10 protein-coding genes are annotated in these 17,596 nt (G+C 44.8%); 7 read left to right on the top strand and 3 right to left on the bottom strand.

Translation table 11 applies throughout. From position 1 onward, the window contains the following. Positions 1-2 precede the first annotated feature (2 nt). The 4 genes from FSB76_RS10420 (at position 3) to FSB76_RS10405 (ending at position 10,979) form a co-directional block, all read left to right on the top strand. The gene (locus FSB76_RS10420; RefSeq protein WP_147053514.1) at positions 3-2,201 is read left to right on the top strand and encodes an alpha-N-acetylglucosaminidase; all 2,199 of its coding nucleotides are present in this window, start codon (positions 3-5) and stop codon (positions 2,199-2,201) included. A gap of 584 nt (positions 2,202-2,785) precedes the next feature. Then, positions 2,786-5,734, top strand: a complete 2,949-nt coding sequence (locus FSB76_RS10415) for a beta-galactosidase (RefSeq protein WP_147053513.1) — start codon at positions 2,786-2,788, stop codon at positions 5,732-5,734. A gap of 182 nt (positions 5,735-5,916) precedes the next feature. Continuing rightward, positions 5,917-7,044 carry an acyltransferase family protein gene (locus FSB76_RS10410; protein ID WP_147053512.1) on the top strand — a complete coding sequence of 376 codons (1,128 nt, stop codon included), beginning with the start codon at positions 5,917-5,919 and terminating at the stop codon, positions 7,042-7,044. A gap of 539 nt (positions 7,045-7,583) precedes the next feature. After that, positions 7,584-10,979, top strand: coding sequence for a GH92 family glycosyl hydrolase (locus FSB76_RS10405; RefSeq protein ID WP_158642878.1), 3,396 nt, complete (start codon positions 7,584-7,586; stop codon positions 10,977-10,979). 153 nt (positions 10,980-11,132) lie between these two features. Here the strand turns inward: FSB76_RS10405 and FSB76_RS10400 are convergent, their stop codons facing one another. The 3 genes from FSB76_RS10400 to FSB76_RS10395 form a co-directional block, all read right to left on the bottom strand. Next, positions 11,133-12,035 (bottom strand): metallophosphoesterase family protein, encoded by a 903-nt coding sequence (locus tag FSB76_RS10400; RefSeq protein WP_147053510.1) that lies wholly within the window; start codon positions 12,033-12,035, stop codon positions 11,133-11,135. A 115-nt stretch (positions 12,036-12,150) separates the two neighbouring features. Then, positions 12,151-12,327: a hypothetical protein gene (locus FSB76_RS32355; RefSeq protein ID WP_192910144.1), complete on the bottom strand. Its 177-nt coding sequence runs from the start codon at positions 12,325-12,327 to the stop codon at positions 12,151-12,153. A gap of 315 nt (positions 12,328-12,642) precedes the next feature. Beyond that, positions 12,643-13,647, bottom strand: a complete 1,005-nt coding sequence (locus FSB76_RS10395; RefSeq protein WP_147053509.1) for a LacI family DNA-binding transcriptional regulator — start codon at positions 13,645-13,647, stop codon at positions 12,643-12,645. Between the two features lie 201 nt (positions 13,648-13,848). Between FSB76_RS10395 and FSB76_RS10390 the strand changes: the two genes are divergently transcribed. The 3 genes from FSB76_RS10390 to FSB76_RS10380 all read left to right on the top strand — a co-directional run bounded on the left by FSB76_RS10390 (position 13,849) and on the right by FSB76_RS10380 (position 17,387). Continuing rightward, complete coding sequence (locus FSB76_RS10390) at positions 13,849-15,378, top strand: glycoside hydrolase family 28 protein (RefSeq protein WP_147053508.1); 1,530 nt, start codon at positions 13,849-13,851, stop codon at positions 15,376-15,378. Positions 15,379-15,652: 274 nt separating this feature from the next. After that, positions 15,653-16,522: an inositol oxygenase family protein gene (locus tag FSB76_RS10385; protein ID WP_090643896.1), complete on the top strand. Its 870-nt coding sequence runs from the start codon at positions 15,653-15,655 to the stop codon at positions 16,520-16,522. Positions 16,523-16,796: 274 nt separating this feature from the next. Further along, the gene (locus FSB76_RS10380; protein WP_225976478.1) at positions 16,797-17,387 is read left to right on the top strand and encodes an RNA polymerase sigma factor; all 591 of its coding nucleotides are present in this window, start codon (positions 16,797-16,799) and stop codon (positions 17,385-17,387) included. Positions 17,388-17,596: the final 209 nt, after the last annotated feature.

Genomic DNA, 17,596 nt, shown 5'->3' with positions numbered 1-17,596 from the left:
TAATGAAAAAAGGTTTATTGATACTTATTGTTACCGCATTTAGTTTAAATACCTATGCCCAGGTGGATCAAAAAGCTTCGTACGAGTTTATCGAACGGACAATTCCGGGCAGGTCGGGCGCATTCCTTGTCGAAACTGTTAGCCAGGATAACGGGAAAGACGCGTTTGAGCTGGATAGCCGCGATGGTAAAATAGTATTGCGTGGTAACAACGGGCTATCTGTAGCTGCAGCTTTAAATTATTACCTTAAAACCTATTGTTTTTGCGATATAGGCTGGAATGGTACCAATTTAAACCTGCCTGCAAATTTGCCTGCGGTTACAGCCAAAATACATAAAACCACGCCGTATCAATACCGCTATTACCTTAACTATTGCACATTTAACTATACCATGGCCTGGTGGGACTGGGCACGCTGGCAAAAGGAAATTGACTGGATGGCGCTCAACGGTATCAACATGCCGCTGGCCATTACCGGCGAAGAAGCCATTTGGCAGGATGTATACAAAAGCATGGGCTTTACAGATAAAGAACTGGACGCTTTTTTTTGCGGACCAGCCTACTTCTCCTGGTTTTGGATGGGCAACATTGATGCCTGGGGTGGCCCGCTGCCGCAGCACTGGATGGATAGCCACCGCGCTTTGCAAAAAAAGGTACTGGAACGCGAACGTTCATTCGGGATGAAACCCGTATTGTCGTCATTTACCGGCCACGTGCCGCCATCGTTTAAAGACAGGTTCCCGAAAGCTAAGGTAAAAAGAACCAACTGGGATGCAGGCTTTCCTGATGTATTCATTCTTGACCCCGACGATGAACTTTTTGAAACCATCGGCAAAAAATATATCGAGGCTCAAAACAAGGAGTTTGGTACCGATCATTTGTACTCGGCCGATACTTTTAACGAGAATGTGCCACCTACCAATGATTCAACTTACCTGGATGGTATGAGCAAAAAAGTATTCCGCTCCATGACCGCCGCCGACCCAAAAGCGGTTTGGGTAATGCAGGGATGGATGTTCCATTACAACAATAAATTCTGGCAGCCGCAACAGATCAAAGCCTTGCTGAACGCGGTACCTAACGACCAGATGATCGTACTTGATTTGTACAGCGATTCGCACCCGGTATGGAACCGTACCGAAGCCTACTATGGCAAGCCCTGGATTTGGAGTATGCTGCAAAACTTTGGCGGCAACATCAGCCTGTTTGGCCGCATGCGCCACGTAGCTGCCGATCCGGCCATCGCCCTGCATGATCCTGAATCAAAAAACCTGGTAGGCATAGGCATAACTCCCGAAGGTATTGAACAAAACCCGGCCCTGTTTGCCCTGATGCTGGAGAATGTTTGGCGCGATAGCCCTATTGATGCCGATGCCTGGGTAAATAACTATGCCCACAGGCGCTATGGGCAAATCAATGCCAACGCATCCGAAGCCTGGCACATATTACTGAATACGGTTTACAGCAGCGGCTTGAGCGAGGGCGGCCCCGAATCAATCATCGTGGCCAGGCCAACCATGCAGAAAACTATCGACAGGGTTTTAACCAAACTAAGTTATGATCCCCTAAAGCTGGCCAAAGCCTGGCAGCTATTAGTAAACGCCGCCGATAGCCTGAAGCAAAGCGACGGGTATCAATACGATTTGATAGATGTAACCCGGCAGGTGCTGGCCAATTATGCTTCGCCATTGCAGCAAAAAATGGCATCGGCCTATAAAAGTGGTGATCAGGAAGCATTCAAACAAAACAGCGCCGCCTTTTTACAGCTAATGGATGATATGGACGATTTGCTAAGCACCCGCAAAGATTTTTTATTAGGCAAATGGATTAACGAAGCCAGGGCCAACGGTATTACCGATAAAGAAAAGAATTTGTATGAACTAAACGCCCGCGACCTGGTAACCCTTTGGGGCGATAAAGAAAGCGGCCTGAGCGAGTACTCCAACAGGCAATGGGCCGGCTTAATAAAGGGATATTACAAACAGCGCTGGGAACTATACTTTAGCCAGCTAAACAAAGCCATGGCCACAGGCGCACCCTTTGATGCCAAAGCATTTGACGCCCAGGTAAAAAACTGGGAGTGGCAATGGGTAAACAAACACGATAACGCCTATACTGATATTGCCAAAGGCGATGGAGTAGAGAAAGCGAAGGCACTGTTTGCAAAATATAATAGTTTGGTGTTGCAGGCGGCGTATTAGCAGTTATCCGGTTTTTTGTAGAGACGCATAATTGCGTCTCCCGCAGGACATTCCGAATTTGTAAGGTCGTCAATTTGCATGTGTAATTTGCACGCGGGAGACGCAATTATGCGTCTCTACATTGAAAAGGCAATACTTTCCCGCGGTCTGTGTCCTCACAGACCGCTGTTCCGAATGTTTTCGGTTAGGGGCGACCCTACGATGTATTGGGAGGCATGCCGGGCATAGCGTAGACGACTCACCCCGACGAGGCTCCGCCCGTGCCCCTCTCTCCGACTTCGTCGCATAGGGGCGAGAAAAAAAATTGGGGACACCCTCTTTGCGGCTTTAGCCGGAGAGAGGGTCGGCCAGCGTAGCGTAGCCGGGGTGAGTTGTCGCCAGCGTTCAAAGCCGGGCATATCGATGAAGGTATCTGTGGGAACGCTGTCATCGGGAAAGAAATAGAGATTGTCATCCTGAGGAACGAAGGATCTATTCGCGAACTGTTCTATCAGTCATGCAGGGCGGTAAATAGATCCTTCGTGCCTCAGGATGACAGAAAGGAAAATTGTAGTCACAAACAAAACACATTGAATCATAAACACATGATCAAAAGCACATACCTGTTTTTAACAATTCTGATTTGCCTGGCGTTAAGGACAACCATAAAGGCCCAGGATAGTAACGACCACATTTTTCCGCCATCTGCAGCTGCTAAACCCTATATCGATTTTGATAGCAAAGGATTTTTAATAGAAGGTAAACGTACGTTCATTGTATCTGCGGGGCTGGAATACGCCCGCATACCCCACCAGCTTTGGCACGATAGGTTGCTGCGCATCAAGCGTGCGGGATTTAATTGTATCGAAATTTATACCATCTGGAACTTTCACGAAGCACAGGAAGGTAAATTTGATTTCACCGGCGACCGTGATCTGAACCTGTTTTTAAAACAAGTGAACGACTTAGGCATGTACGCCATTGTACGCGTTGGCCCGTATTATTGTGCCGAATGGGATAACGGCGGCTACCCGATCTGGCTTAAGTTTAAAAAGGGATTGAGTGTTCGGGAAGATAATCCATTGTTTGAAAAATATGTCGACAGGTTTTTTGATCGCCTTTTACCTATCGTGATGAACAACCAGGTAAACAAAGGAGGACCGGTAATACTGGTGCAGCTGGAAAACGAGCACCCGAAAGGCTGGGGCACCATAATGCCCGATGGCTATTTTAAACATTTGCAAACCAAGGCGCTGAGTATGGGCCTGCAGGTGCCATACTTTTTTAGCGGCCTGCACCACGCCAGCGACCCGGCAGGTGATGGCAAACTGGATGATGCTGCACGGCCAAACCCTTGGTTTTCTACCGAGTTTTGGAGTGTATGGTACTCGCAATACGGCGCAAAACCTGGCGACGACCAGCTTTACGACAGGCGCACCTGGAAAATCATTGCCAACGGCGGCAATGGTTACAATTATTACATGGCGCACGGCGGATCGAACTTTGGGTACACCAATAATGACGAGGACGCGGCATCATATGATTACGGCGCGGCCATTGGCCAGACAGGCGACTTAAGGCCTATTTACTATGCCTTTAAACGGGCAGCCTCGTTTGCGCGAAGCTTTCAGGATGTGCTGGAAAATAGTGTAGACAATAATGCCGCTTACCGCAAGATAGTACTGGATACGGCCTTGAGGGTAAGTGCCCGCAAAAGCCCCGCTGGCGAAATTGTTTTCCTGGATAATACAAGTAAAGAAGCAACAACAACCCAACTGCATATTGATGATAACATTGCAGGCAGCAAGATCACCATTTTGCCGGGCGAGATATATCCGTTGGTGCATAATTATCAGCTTAACCCGCAGGTTACGCTAAAATGGGCCTTAACACGGGTATTCGCCATAGTAAGGCAGGATAATGCCACTACCATTATTACCGATGCCGAAGCGGGTTCGGTACTGGCGTTATATTTTAAAACGAGTGATAAGGCATCAACAGAAAACCCAAATGTAAAAGTTAATGGCGATGAGGTGAGTATTAAACAGGTGATGCCGGACGCAAATAAGCCGCTGGAATATACTTTTAAAGCGGGTACACAAACCATTCGTGTTTTGGCCATGAACAGGGCACTGACAGATAAAACTTATATCGAAACCATCAACAGGAAAAACTATATAGTTACAGGTGCCGCCTATTTGGCAGAAGCCTCTGTTATCGGCAGCCAGTTTACGGCCGATATAGAACAGCCATTATTGGCACATCAAAAAGAGCAGGTTTATGTTTACACGGATAAAACAGCAGTGTTGTTAAACCAGATTCCATCAGTAACAGTCAATCAGCCCAAAACTATTGCGCTTAGCAATTGGGAATTTAAAAATGCATCGGAGCAGGCGGCTATAAATTATAACGCAGGCAAATGGCTACCATCAAATAATCCTGTACCGATGGGCGCGGATGGTGATGTAACAGCCGATGCCTGGTACCGTACTACACTCACAACCCCGGTTGCAGGTAAATACACCTTACAGGTAAAAGGCGGCGGCAGGGGGCAGGCTTTTGTTGATGGCAAACCTGCTGCTAAATGGAAACTGAACGATGGGGAGCTAACCCTTGATCTGAAAAAAGGCAAACATACCCTCGCCATTTTTGCAGCACATGATGGCAGGGATAAACTGGCTGCTTACCTTGGGCCGATTGACGAGGTAGATAGTAAAGGGGTGTTTGGTCCGGCGCTCATCAAAAAAGGAGGTCCGTTTATCAGCGAGTTAAGCAACTGGTATTTTGCCAGGGCCAATAAAATAAGCGATGTTAAGCAAGGGCCACCGACGTTTGATACTACCATGTTTAAACCGTATAAAATAAACACCGATGTTTTTAATTTAAAGGAAGGATACGGCTGGTTTACTACAACTATACCACAAGAGCCCGCAGGCACGTCAAAAATAACCCTGCAGTTTAAAAGTGTGGATGAAAATGCTACCGTATTTATTAATGGTAAACAGGTATTTAAACACGACGGCTGGAACCAACCTTTTGAAGTGAATATAACCGATGCCACTGCTTTAAAAGCGCCTATACGGCTTGCTGTATTTATAGAAAATTACTCCAACGAAGGAGGGATCGATCAGCCCGTAAAAATTAATGCCATTGGCGATGCGCCTGCCGTAACCGGCTGGAAAATGAAAGGCGGCCCGGGCGATGCCTTGGCAGTAAAGGGCTGGCAAAAATTTACCGGCAAGGTTAAAACCAATGCCCCCACATTTTACCGGTCTACGTTTACTATACCACAGGCAAAAGGAAAAACCTTTATCTGGCGGTTTGAGCCTAAGGGGCTGGGGCATGGCTCGGTATGGGTTAACGGGCATAACATTGGGCGGTATCCGGAGAAGATATCGATTACCAGTTTATACATTCCCGAATGCTGGCTGAAAACAGGCCCGAATCAATTGGTGATTTATGATGAGGATGGCAAACAGCCCGATCATACGCTCATTGTGGCTGAGCAGGAAGCAGGCAGAGCCACGACACAAACAATTACAGATATTAAATAATCAATGAGTATTCGTTATTTGGTTTTAAATTCCCCTCTTGAGAGGGGGCGGGCAGGAATGGTGTAATGGCAGGGGTGTGTTTGAACGCGCGATAACACACCCCTGCCCCTCTCGAGAGGGGAACCCACTGCACCGGCCTTTTTGAACCAAAATGCATATAGTCAATAAATAATCAATAAAACATGGCACTAACTACTGAAAGGTTTACCGCATTAGATATTTTTAGGGGGATGACCATCTGTTTCATGATCATCGTAAACGCCCCCGGTTCTGGCGCGGACGTGTGGACACCGCTTGACCACGCCCCATGGATAGGTTTTACACCAACCGACCTGGTGTTCCCGTCGTTCCTGTTTGCGGTAGGCAATGCCTTAAGCTTCTCTAAAAAGAAATTTGAATCGGACGCCGCCTTTATCAGCAAAATATTTAAGCGTACCGTTATCATCTTTTTATTGGGCTACCTCATGTACTGGTTCCCGTTTTTTCACCGCGTTGCCGATGGCTGGGCTTTTAACCCGCTAAGCCATACCCGCATAATGGGCGTGTTGCAGCGTATAGCCCTGTGTTACTTTTTTGGCGCTTTGATTGTGCATTATTGCTCTCAAAAAACAGCAGTTATCATATCGGGTTTATTGCTGATTGGCTACTGGCTTTTCCTGGTATTATTTGGCGAACCGGGAAAAGAGTTTACTATGCTGGGCAATGCCGGTACCAAACTTGACATTGTGTTATTAGGTAACGATCATTTATACCACGACAAAGGCGGCCCCGTAGCTTTTGACCCCGAAGGATTGCTGAGCACACTAACCGGGATAGTAAATGTGATAGGCGGCTTTTTAGCCGGCGCGTTCATACAACGTAAAGGTAAAACTTACGAAACTGTGGCCAAGCTCATGATATTTGGCGGCTTGCTCATTGTAGCTGCCTTGTTCCTGGGCCAGTTTTTCCCGATAGCCAAAAAATTGTGGACAAGCACTTTCTCACTGCTCACCATCGGTATCGACCTTGCCATATTGGGCCTGCTGATATTTATTATCGAAATAGAAAAAGTAAAACGCGGCACCAACTTTTTCCTCATCCTTGGGCGTAATTCACTGGCCATCTACCTGCTGTCAGAATTGCTGCTTACCGTTTTCCAAACCATATGGGTAGCCCCCAAACTGAGTTTTTACGATTGGATAAACCAGGTATTTTACCAGCGGGTATTCCCCGGTGCGCTGGGCACACTGGTATTTGCCATTTGCTACATGATGTTGTGCTGGCTGGTAACTTATGTGTTGGATAAGAGGAAGATATATATTAAAATATAACGAGGGTGAAAAAGTTGAGATCTTATCTGATCATGTTATTATATCCCCACAAATCACATTTTCAACCGTCATTGCGAGGTACGAAGCAATCCCGAACTGTTCAGGGCAAGCATTTTATCATAAGTGGTAAAATTCCGCCAAACGCAGAAAGGGGAATGAGTTACATCGCATGGCGGAAACGACTCACCCCGACGAGGCTGCGCCCGTCTGCCCCTCTCTCCACTTCGTGCATAGAGGGGCGAAAAAAACGTTCTTATCTTTTCAACCCTCTTTGCGGCACAGCCGGAGAGAGGGTCGGCCAGCGCAGCGTAGCCGGGGTGAGTAGTCACCAACGTTCAAGTCAATATCCATCTAAACCCCAACACGGCACCCTGAGCCTGTCGAAGGGTCGCGGGGAGAGGCCTTTGTCCGCTATCCTTCGACAGGCTCAGGATGGCATATTTAATATTTACACAAAAATTGGTTTTGAACGCTGGCTAAGACTCACCCGGCGAGGCTGCGCCCGCCACCCTCTCTTCGGCTTCGCCGGAAAGAGGGGCTTGGAAATTTACTATTTATTTTTTTTATCTAATATATCGGTATTAAGCGTTCAAGCCCCTCTTTACACCGTAGGTGAAGAGAGGGGGGCGGGCGCAGCCTCGCCGGGTGAGTCTTCGTCGCCATACGATAGTCGCCGCGTAACTTTTGCCCTTTTTCCGTTAACATTCATATTAACCCTCTTCCTCACTCGCACCGCCTCCGCCCAATACACCAACCACCTGCCATACGTAAACCCTTTCATCGGCACAGCCCAAAGTAAAGTGCTAACCAAATGGGGCAGCGATGGCGGTACCTATCCAGGCGCGGTGGCGCCATCGGGTTTTATACAGTTAAGCCCCGAAACCAGGTTTGGAAAGGGTTATAATTACGGTGACAGCGCCATTTGTTATTTCAGCTGTTTCAGGCATATGAGCGGCTTCCCTCAGGGTTCAACCGGCGGGTTTTATGTGATGACAATTAACCCGGCAGGTGAGTTTGAGCCGCAGAAATACAGCCGGAAGTTTTCGCATACCAATGAAACCGCAAGCCCAGGCTACTATAAGGTGATGTTTGATGACGACCACAGCACCGTTGAATCTACAGCGACAACCAGGGCGGGGATATTCCGCTTTACGTTTACCGAAGGTTCATCACCGCAGGTATTTATCGGCGATGCGGGGAATATTAGTGTTATATCGCCCAAAATACTCCATGCCTCCAACGGCAATATGGTCATCAACTTTACAGAAGCCTATGCCTCAAAAAGAGAGGTAAAAGGCGGCTGGATTTTTAGTTTTGAACCGGCTAAAAAGGATAATAAAGTTATCGGGCTTAAGCTAAGTGCTTCCAACGTCGGCTATGCAAGTGCCCAGCGCAATATAGATCAGGAAATAGGAGCATTGTCTTTTGACCAACTGCGTAAACGTACCGTTAACGAATGGCAAAAAAAACTGGCTGTTGTTGATGTAACAGACAGTAACGATGCAAATAAAACCGTTTTTTATACCGCCCTGTATCATTCGCTTTTAATCCCCTGGGTTATCGACGATGTGGATGGCCGATACCGGGGGGCGGATGATAAAATTCACCAAAAAACAGGCAATCACCAATATGGGGCCTTCTCGCCCTGGGATACTTTCCGCTCGCTGCACCCCTTGCTTACGCTGCTTTACCCGGATAAGCAGCAGGATGTAATTTTATCTATGCTGGATATTTACAAGCAAACCGGCCACCTACCAACTGAATCTATGACAGGCAACCATGCCATCCCCATCATTGTTGATAGCTACCTGAAAGGGATAACCGGTTTTGATAAACAGCTGGCCTATACCGCCATGAAGAAAAGCGTATTGGAACCGCCGTTCATACAGCCGGACATGGAGATCTTTAATCAAAAAGGTTACATCCCCTTTACCCGGTCCGAGTCGGTTACCCGCACGGTTGAATATGCTTATGATGATTGGGCTTTATCGCAATTTGCCAAAAACGTTGTTCATAATGATAAAGATTACCTGCTTTTGGCAAACCGCGGCTACAGCTACCGCAACCTTTTAAATAACGACCAATTGTTGCTATTGTCCCGCAACGATGCTGAGTTTAAACTACAGCCGGGCATGTCGGGTTACAAAGAAGGGGATAAGTGGGTGTATTCCTATTTCGTGCCCCAAAACATTAAAGATCTTATTAACCTCACGGGCGGCAACGACCAATTTGCCCGCCGGCTCGATTCGGCGCTTAGCAATAATGTGATCCTGTTTGATAACGAGACTGTTTTTCATTTGCCCTACCTGTTTAACCAGGCAGGCAAATCGGCTTTAACCCAAAAATGGTTAAGGCAAATTATGCTTCATCGTTTCAGCAACAGCCCCGGCGGTTTGCCAGGTAATGATGACCTGGGCTCAACCTCCAGCTGGTATGTTTTTAGCGCCATGGGTATTTACCCGGTTTGCCCAGGCAGGCCTTACTATGCTATCGGCACGCCCTTGTTTAAATCTGTTACACTGCACCTGCCAAACAGAAAACAGGTTACGGTAGGTAGTAATGTTTCAGATACAAAAGGTTACGTAAAGGCTTTAACCGTTAATGGTAAACCCTGGCAGCAGCTCACTCTGCCGCATTCGGTATTAATAGCCGGCGGCTCAATGGTTTTTGATTTGACGGATAAGGCAGGGAATTGGCCAAAGGATAACAACCCTGTTGAGCTATCCGAAACAAAACAAAATCCTGCCTTTAAAATATTGAGTTGCTCCGTTTCAAAAAAAAATGTTGCGCCCGATGAGCCTTTTACCATTCATTTTTCAATCGGCAACGCAGGCGTTACCGGCGTTAAAATTGTTACGCTATTGGTTAATGGCAAACCGTACGCTTACAAAAATTGTATGGTAGCTTCGGGTAGTACTCAAAAAGATTCGCTGGTCTGCCGGCTTTACCCCATCGGGAAAACGGAAATTAAATTAGAGGGGCTGCCCCCGGTGATGGTTGATGTAAAACTGCCGCCAAATCCCGCGGCGCATCCCTTTAAAATTACAGGCCTTACCGCTACTGCAATGCTTAAAGTAAATGAGCCGCAGCGCCTCGCTTATATCGTCCAAAATATTGGCGGTGTAAAGCATACTTTTAACATCCCGATAACTAAAAACGACTCCTTAATTTTTACCGATACGGTTGTGTTGGAACCAGGCGAAAAAAAGGTGATAGACCACTTATTGGCAGGTGCTTCAAAAGGTTTTAAAAGGATAACCGCAGGTGATCAAAAGGTGCTTTATAAAGTGTACCAGGACAACACAGAATCGCTTTTGCTTGATCTTTCTCCTATAGATTATTCGGTCGACAATGTGGTAAAAGACAACTCCGGATTTCGGCATGACGGGCAAATAGTAATTGCCAAAAAGTCAAAAACTGCTGGCAGGCTCGGGTTTAATGAACACACCTTTGTAGAGGTACCCAACACTCCCGCCCTTGATAATATGGGCGAAACCATCACCATGATGGGCTGGGTATACCCCACCGGAAACGAAAAAGGATTAGTTGATATGATAACCAAGGGCGATAGCCACGTTTTACAGGTATCTGATCATCAAACGCTTACTTTTTTTGCCGGCGGCTGGGGCCGGGGCGATTGTACCGTTAACCTGCCCGCCAACTGGAATAACCAATGGCACCACATTGCCGGGGTATGCACGGGTAACACACTCTACCTATATATTGATGGTGCATTGGCGGGTACCACCGTAATGGAAACCACTGTAAACCTATCGGTAACCAACAAATGGACCCTGGGCAGGAATGAGGAGTTTCCGTCAGAAAGGATTTTTCATGGATATATGGATAAGGTAAAAGTTTACCAGGCGGCCCTAAGCGCAGATGAAGTATTGCAGATAGTAAAAAATGAACAACCAACAGAAACTGCCCATTGATTATATTTTCCTTATTAAAAGGCAGCTGATAATATATTGAAGAGCAGTGTTTTATTGCTCTGGTAAATTGATAAATAAGACTTGATGGGAATGTTTTATATAATTGGGTATTGATGTTTTGTGTAATATTTTTTTAAAAGGTCAAGTAGGATATTACCCCAGGTAATTCACATATTGCTCATCAAAGGTTCCATCGCTGTACAGATCGATAAGGCCATAGCCGGGGGCGGTTTGGCGCAGGTTGCCTTCCCACCATGCGCCGCTTACTGCGCCGTTGCAAATGTAGGTAACGTTGTTGTACACTACCTTGTCGCGCAGGTGGATGTGGCCTGCCAGGCATAACTTTACGTTGGGGTATTGGGCAAACAGGTTAATGATGCGGGTACTATCGGTATGCATGTCGCCGCCCAATATTTCCCATTTGTTAATAATGTTATCGGCTATGAGCACTGTAGCGCTCAGAATAGGTATGTGCGACATGATGAGCACCGGCATTGCCGCATCTGTAGTTTTTAGTTCGTTTTCCAGCCAGGCAAATTGCTCGTCGCCCAGTTTGCCAATGTACCAGGTGCCATCAACATCCAGGTGAACGCTATCAAGCAAAATAAATTTCCAGCCACCCTGTATAAAGCTATTGTAAGGCCTGGCCAGCTGTAGCTGGTCCATGCTGTATTGTTTGCCATAAACAGCTTCGGTTTTATTGTTTTCGTTCCACCAGATGTCGTGGTTGCCCAGGCAAAAATGGGTAGGTATGCTTGTTTCGGTTTTCAGGATGCCCTTCATCAGCTGCCATTGCGTGTTAATGGTACCCAGGTTTTCCTTATTCATATCAAAAACAATATCGCCGCCGTTCAGCATAAGGTCGGGCTTTTGCTGTTGTACGTGGTGCAGGCATTTCACAAATTTAGCAGGTGCACCAAACTTGTCTTTCAGGTGAATATCGGTAACATGTGCCACCCTCAGTGCGCGCCTTTTAGGATCAATACCCTGGCTAAACCCAATTGACGGTACCAGCAACAGGCCGCCAATGTTTTTTAATGCTGCTCTTCTCTGCATTGTTAAACGTAAAATATAATCTGATGCTACTGTTTGTCTTTAGCCGAAAGTCTTAAGCTCTAATTAAAAAACAAGTTCGACTTGGAGCTTAAGACTTAGAACTTTCAACTTAAAATTAAACCAACGGATCGCCCCGCTCATCCTGTTCCTCCCTGTCGGGCTTCATTTCCGATTGGATCATATCCTTTTCAAACTTCTTCTCGTCTTTGATGTTGCGGCGCACCAGCCAAACCACCAGCGCGATTGCTATTAGCACCGCTAAACTTACTTCAAAATAATTTATATTGTTCATAAATCAGGTTTTACAAACGGATGTAGCCAGCGGGCAGGTCTTAATTTCAACAAGCTTTACTGCAAACAGCGTAAATGCCTCATCACCAAAAGTAACTCTCGATTTCCGGCACTTAATTCTTAAACGAGATGTAGGGAAAGGGCTCGAACCTTTCATATGCCGCCGTCCGGCGCCCTACGCAGCGGTATACCTTTGCTCACCTGGTAACCACTGCAAAGTTAAACCACCCAAACGGGATTTTTACCGCCGGGGTATTATTTAACAGAAAGGTAATATAGTGTGGGAAATAACCGGGAACCGCGGATTAAATAACCCTTAAAATCCTGTGGATTCTCTTTTTATGATAGTTGATTTTAGTACCAGCGTTTCGTTTGGTTCAAAATATTTTTTATTCAATATTTTAAAAAGAATGCCTGCGGCTTCTTTGCCCATTTCAAAGGCTGGCTGTGTAATTGTGCTGAGTGAGGGATTTAAAAGCGGCGCGGTTTTGAGGTTCGAAAAACTGATTATCTTAATGTCGCGAGGGATATTCAAATTAAGGTCTTTGCATACATAGTAAAAAGGCAGGGCCAGGTTCTCAATAGACGTTATAATGCCATCGGGTTTTTTATCAATCAGCAATTTTTTTATCAGCGCGTAATTTTCATCTTCATTGTTGGCGTCGTTTACTACTAATGCGTCGTTTTTGATAATGCCGTTGTCGTTTAGTGCTGCACAATATCCGGCAAACCGTTTTTTTCCTGTCGATAGGTTGTTTAATGCCATCAGGTAGGCGATTTTTTTGCATCCACCTTCAATTAAATGACAGGTTGCATTGTAAGTGCTTTCGTAGTCATCTGTAGTTACCTTTACGGCATCTATATCTTCATTTACCCTGTCGAAAAAAACAACGGGCAACTGGTTAATAATGTCCTTGAAATTTTGATCGTTGTTGGTTTCACTGGCTACCGAAATCAGGATCCCATCAACCCTTCCACTCAATAAACGGCGCATAAAGGCCATTTCCAAATCGCTGTTTTCGTGCGTTTGGTAAATCAAAACATGGTAATCGTGCCTGCGCGCTATTTCTTCGATGCCGTTAATGGCTTGCGAAAAAAAGTTATTGGTTACTTCGGGAATAATTACGGCAATGGTTTTTGTTTTATGGCTTCTTAAATTACTGGCAGCCGGATTGGGCTCGTAGTTTAGTTGTTTAGCCAGTTCCAAAACCTTCTTTTTGGTTTCGGGGCTTATTTCATGACTGTCCCGTAGCGCCCTTGATACGGTGGCGGTTGATAAATTTAGCGCTAAAGCAAGTTCTTTTAAATTGATGTTACCCATTGCGGATACCTTTTTATAACGGTATAATTTTACTAATATAAAGAGGTTTATGCAAACGTTTACGTAAATAAATGAATGCTGTTGCCGCAAACTAAACTAAAAGTTTAACAACTTAGGTGCCTGATTAAAAATTGAAATCCTTGTATGTAGCGTGTACCGGGATAGTAATCCTGCTTAATTTTTCTTTATCGATAGTTTATCATGAAAATATTTTCTTTTTTGGCTTTGCTTGCAATGCCCTTTGTAGGTTATGCGCAGCAAAAAGTTTTTAACATAACCGATTATGGTGCAAAGGCCGATGGTATTACCAATAACACGGCAAGCATTCAAAAGGCTATTGACAATGCAAACGCGCAAGGCGGTGGTATAGTGCATGTTCCGGCCGGGAAGTTTTTAACGGGTGTTATCAATCTAAAATCAAACGTTACCCTAAACCTGGCTGCTAACGCCGTATTGCTCGGGAGTGCAAAGCGGATTGATTATGGCGAAGGCCATGCATCGCCCTTAATATTTGCAAAAGATCAGCAACACATTGGCATCACTGGTAAAGGAACAATTGATGGCAACGGCGACGAATTGCTGAAAGATCTTTTCGCGATGCTGAAGGCCGGGAAATTGCGCGATTCGTTGTGGCAAAGAACTAATCCCTGGGGGCAGGTCCAACCCGAAGAACCCAACCGCCCCAAGCTAATCGGCTTTTATAATTGCGCCGGTATACAGGTAAAAGGTATAACTATTCAAAATGGCCTGGTGTGGATCCAGGATTACCGGGAGTGCCGCGATATGGTTATTGACAGCATTAAAGTAATAAGCAATACCTACTGGAATAATGACGGCATCGACCTGGTAGATTGTAAAAATGTAAAGCTCACCAACAGTTTTTTTAATGCCGACGATGATGGCATCTGCCTTAAATCGAGCAACCGGAACAGCTGCTGCGAAAATATATATGTAGCCAATTGTACCATACGCTCAAGCGCCAGCGGTATTAAATTTGGTACAGCTTCATGGGGCGGCTTCAAAAAGATTACCATGAAGGATATTAAAATTTATGATACCTACCGCTCAGCAATTGCCCTGGAATGCGTTGACGGGGGCGTGATGGAAGATATTGACATCAGTAACATTAATGCCGTTAATACAGGCAATGCTATTTTTATTCGCCTTGGCCATCGCAATAAAGATACGGTAGTAAGCAAGATCAACGGTATCAGGATAAGAAATGTAACCGTTGATGTACCCAAAGGCAAGCCCGATAAAGGATACCCCATGGAAGGGCCGGAGGTTAAAGGCTCACATAACCCCTTCCCATCGTCAATTGCCGGTTTGCCGGGGCATCCTGTTCAAAACGTAACCCTGCAGAATATCAAAATAGTATACCATGGCAATGCCAGTAAAGCTGTTGCCCATGTAAGTTTAGATTCATTGAGTAAAGTGCCCGAAAATCCGCGTGATTATCCTGAGTTTTCGATGTTTGGCGAATTGCCTGCCTGGGGTTTTTATGCCCGCCACGCGGCAGGGGTGAACTTTAAAAATGTAACGCTCAGCTGCGCCGGGCAGGATTTTAGGGCAGCCTGCGTGTTTGAAGATATTAATGGATTAACCCTTAACTCACTTAAAATACCGCAGGTAAAATCGTTACCCGTAATAGCGCTTTTTGGCGTTACTAAATCGTTAATGCAAAATGTACAAGTGCCTGGAAGCGCTAAAAATAAGGTACTTACAAAATAGGTAAAGGTTGATGTACGTAATCGTTTACGTAAATAAATACCCCTGATTATGTAAAACCGATGTTTTTTTTAGTGAATTTTAAAACATTATAAAGCTAAACTGTGCCTTTAAGCGCAGCTCATTTTAAAACGTAGTTATTGGATTGCCGGTTTATAAATAGCCTGTTGTAGTTTTTACTTCGAGGTTTCTGGATGTAGCGATAAGTATATTTTAGAGTTTGACAAATGGGGGCTTTACCAATGTTTAATAATTAATTGTTTGAATGGTTTACGATATGGAAAAGTTAACTGAAAAAGAAATTTCGCCGCTGCCAAGTTTGGATGTTTGGGAAGATGATGTATTAAGCAGGTACCCCGAGCCCGGCACAGCTAAGGCCAAAGAGGAGTTCAGGGTTTATAATGATGCCGAAGATAACCCGGTAAGGGAGTTTTACAGGCTTAACCATACCTACCAAACCTATGGTAACGTATTAGCCAAAAAAGCTAATTTTTTACAGTTTGATAAAATGGAAATGCCCTGGTGGTCGGCAATGGAGTATTTGAATACACTGGTTGATGAATCGGACCCTGATATCTCGCTCGATCAGTTGCAGCATTTATTGCAAACATCTGAAGCCATTCGTGCCGATGGCCATCCTGATTGGTTTGTATTAACCGGCTTTATTCACGATTTAGGCAAGGTGCTTTGTCTTTTTGGCGAGCCCCAATGGAACGTTGTAGGCGATTCGTTCCCGGTAGGATGCAAGTTTTCGGATAAGATAGTTTACCCTGAGTTTTTTGCCGCCAACCCCGATAGCACAGATGAGCGCTATAATACCAAATATGGCGTTTACACCCACCAATGCGGGTTGGATAACGTGCACATGTCATGGGGGCATGATGAATACCTGTACCACATTACCAAAGATTATTTGCCCGAAGAAGCGTTGTATATGATCCGTTACCATTCCTTTTACTCGCAACACCGCGAAAAGGCTTACGATCATTTGCTGAATGCGCATGACCAGGAGATGTTTAAATGGGTTGATAAATTTAACCCGTATGATTTGTACTCAAAAAGTCCAAAACCGCCCGTAGTATCGGAGTTAAAGCCTTACTACGAGGATTTGATTGCTAAATATTTGCCGGCTACTGTTAAATTATAATTTTAATGTACCCCTATAACAGCGATTTTTTTTGATTTATTTGATTTTAGCCTGTCACGCTTAATCTGTAAAAACAATACCTTTTACAGGTTAAGCTTAAAACAGGCCATCTTTGAAAGACCGGTTACCATCTTTTAAAGCAATTAAAAAAATCAGGTAAATTATCAGCAAAAACGCTGTAAGGCACATTCATCGATAAATAAATATTTGTACTTTTCACAATTATTCCTACTTGTTAATTTAAATGATTAAATAGTTACCGGTTGTTATGAATATGGATGCAGATAAAGATTTAGTGTTTCGCTTACACGATGACGACATCGGGGCATTTGATCTGCTTTATCAAAAGTATCACCAGGCTATTTATCGTAATATTTACAAACTCACTAAGGATGATGATATCTCCTGCGATATTTTACAGGATATTTTCATCGCACTATGGGAAAAGCGTGCCGAAATTAAAGCCGATCAATCGGTAAGCGGCTGGCTTTTTGTTTTGAGCTTCAACAAATCAATATCTCATTTACGTAAGAAACTACGTGAGGCTGCGGTTGTTAACGCTATGCCTTTTGCCGAAATTGAGCAGGAAGATAGCAGCCTTCACTTAATTGACGATCAGTATTATTTATTGCACCAGGCCATTAACCAGCTATCGCCACAGCGTAAAAAAGTATTTACCCTTTGCAAGTTAGAAGGGAAAACTTACGAAGAGGCCGCCGAAACGCTAAACATATCTAAACATACTGTTAAAGAATATCTTGGGCATGCTGTAGCAGCAGTGAAAAACCATATCCATGAACACCAGGCCGAATGGAAAACCGCCGGTGTATTGCTGGCCTGTTATTGGGTTGGCATCGATCAATAATTTCGATCTGAGCTATATAGCGTGGGCGTTAAAATTAATAGAGCCTAATTTACCCGGAAAGCGAATAGCGCAATTCCAATACTGTGCTAAATAATATAGAAACTGCTTTTCTTTGCGGTAAACAATACAAATTTACACGCTTCGTTTTATATATCAAAACAGCCATTTATTCATGCACAAATAGGTGAAAATAAGTTAATTAATTTATA

This window comes from Mucilaginibacter ginsenosidivorax (genome assembly GCF_007971525.1).
Taxonomy (GTDB): domain Bacteria; phylum Bacteroidota; class Bacteroidia; order Sphingobacteriales; family Sphingobacteriaceae; genus Mucilaginibacter; species Mucilaginibacter ginsenosidivorax.
Note: the sequence above shows the minus strand (reverse complement) of the source record. Positions and strands in the feature narration are given on the sequence as shown.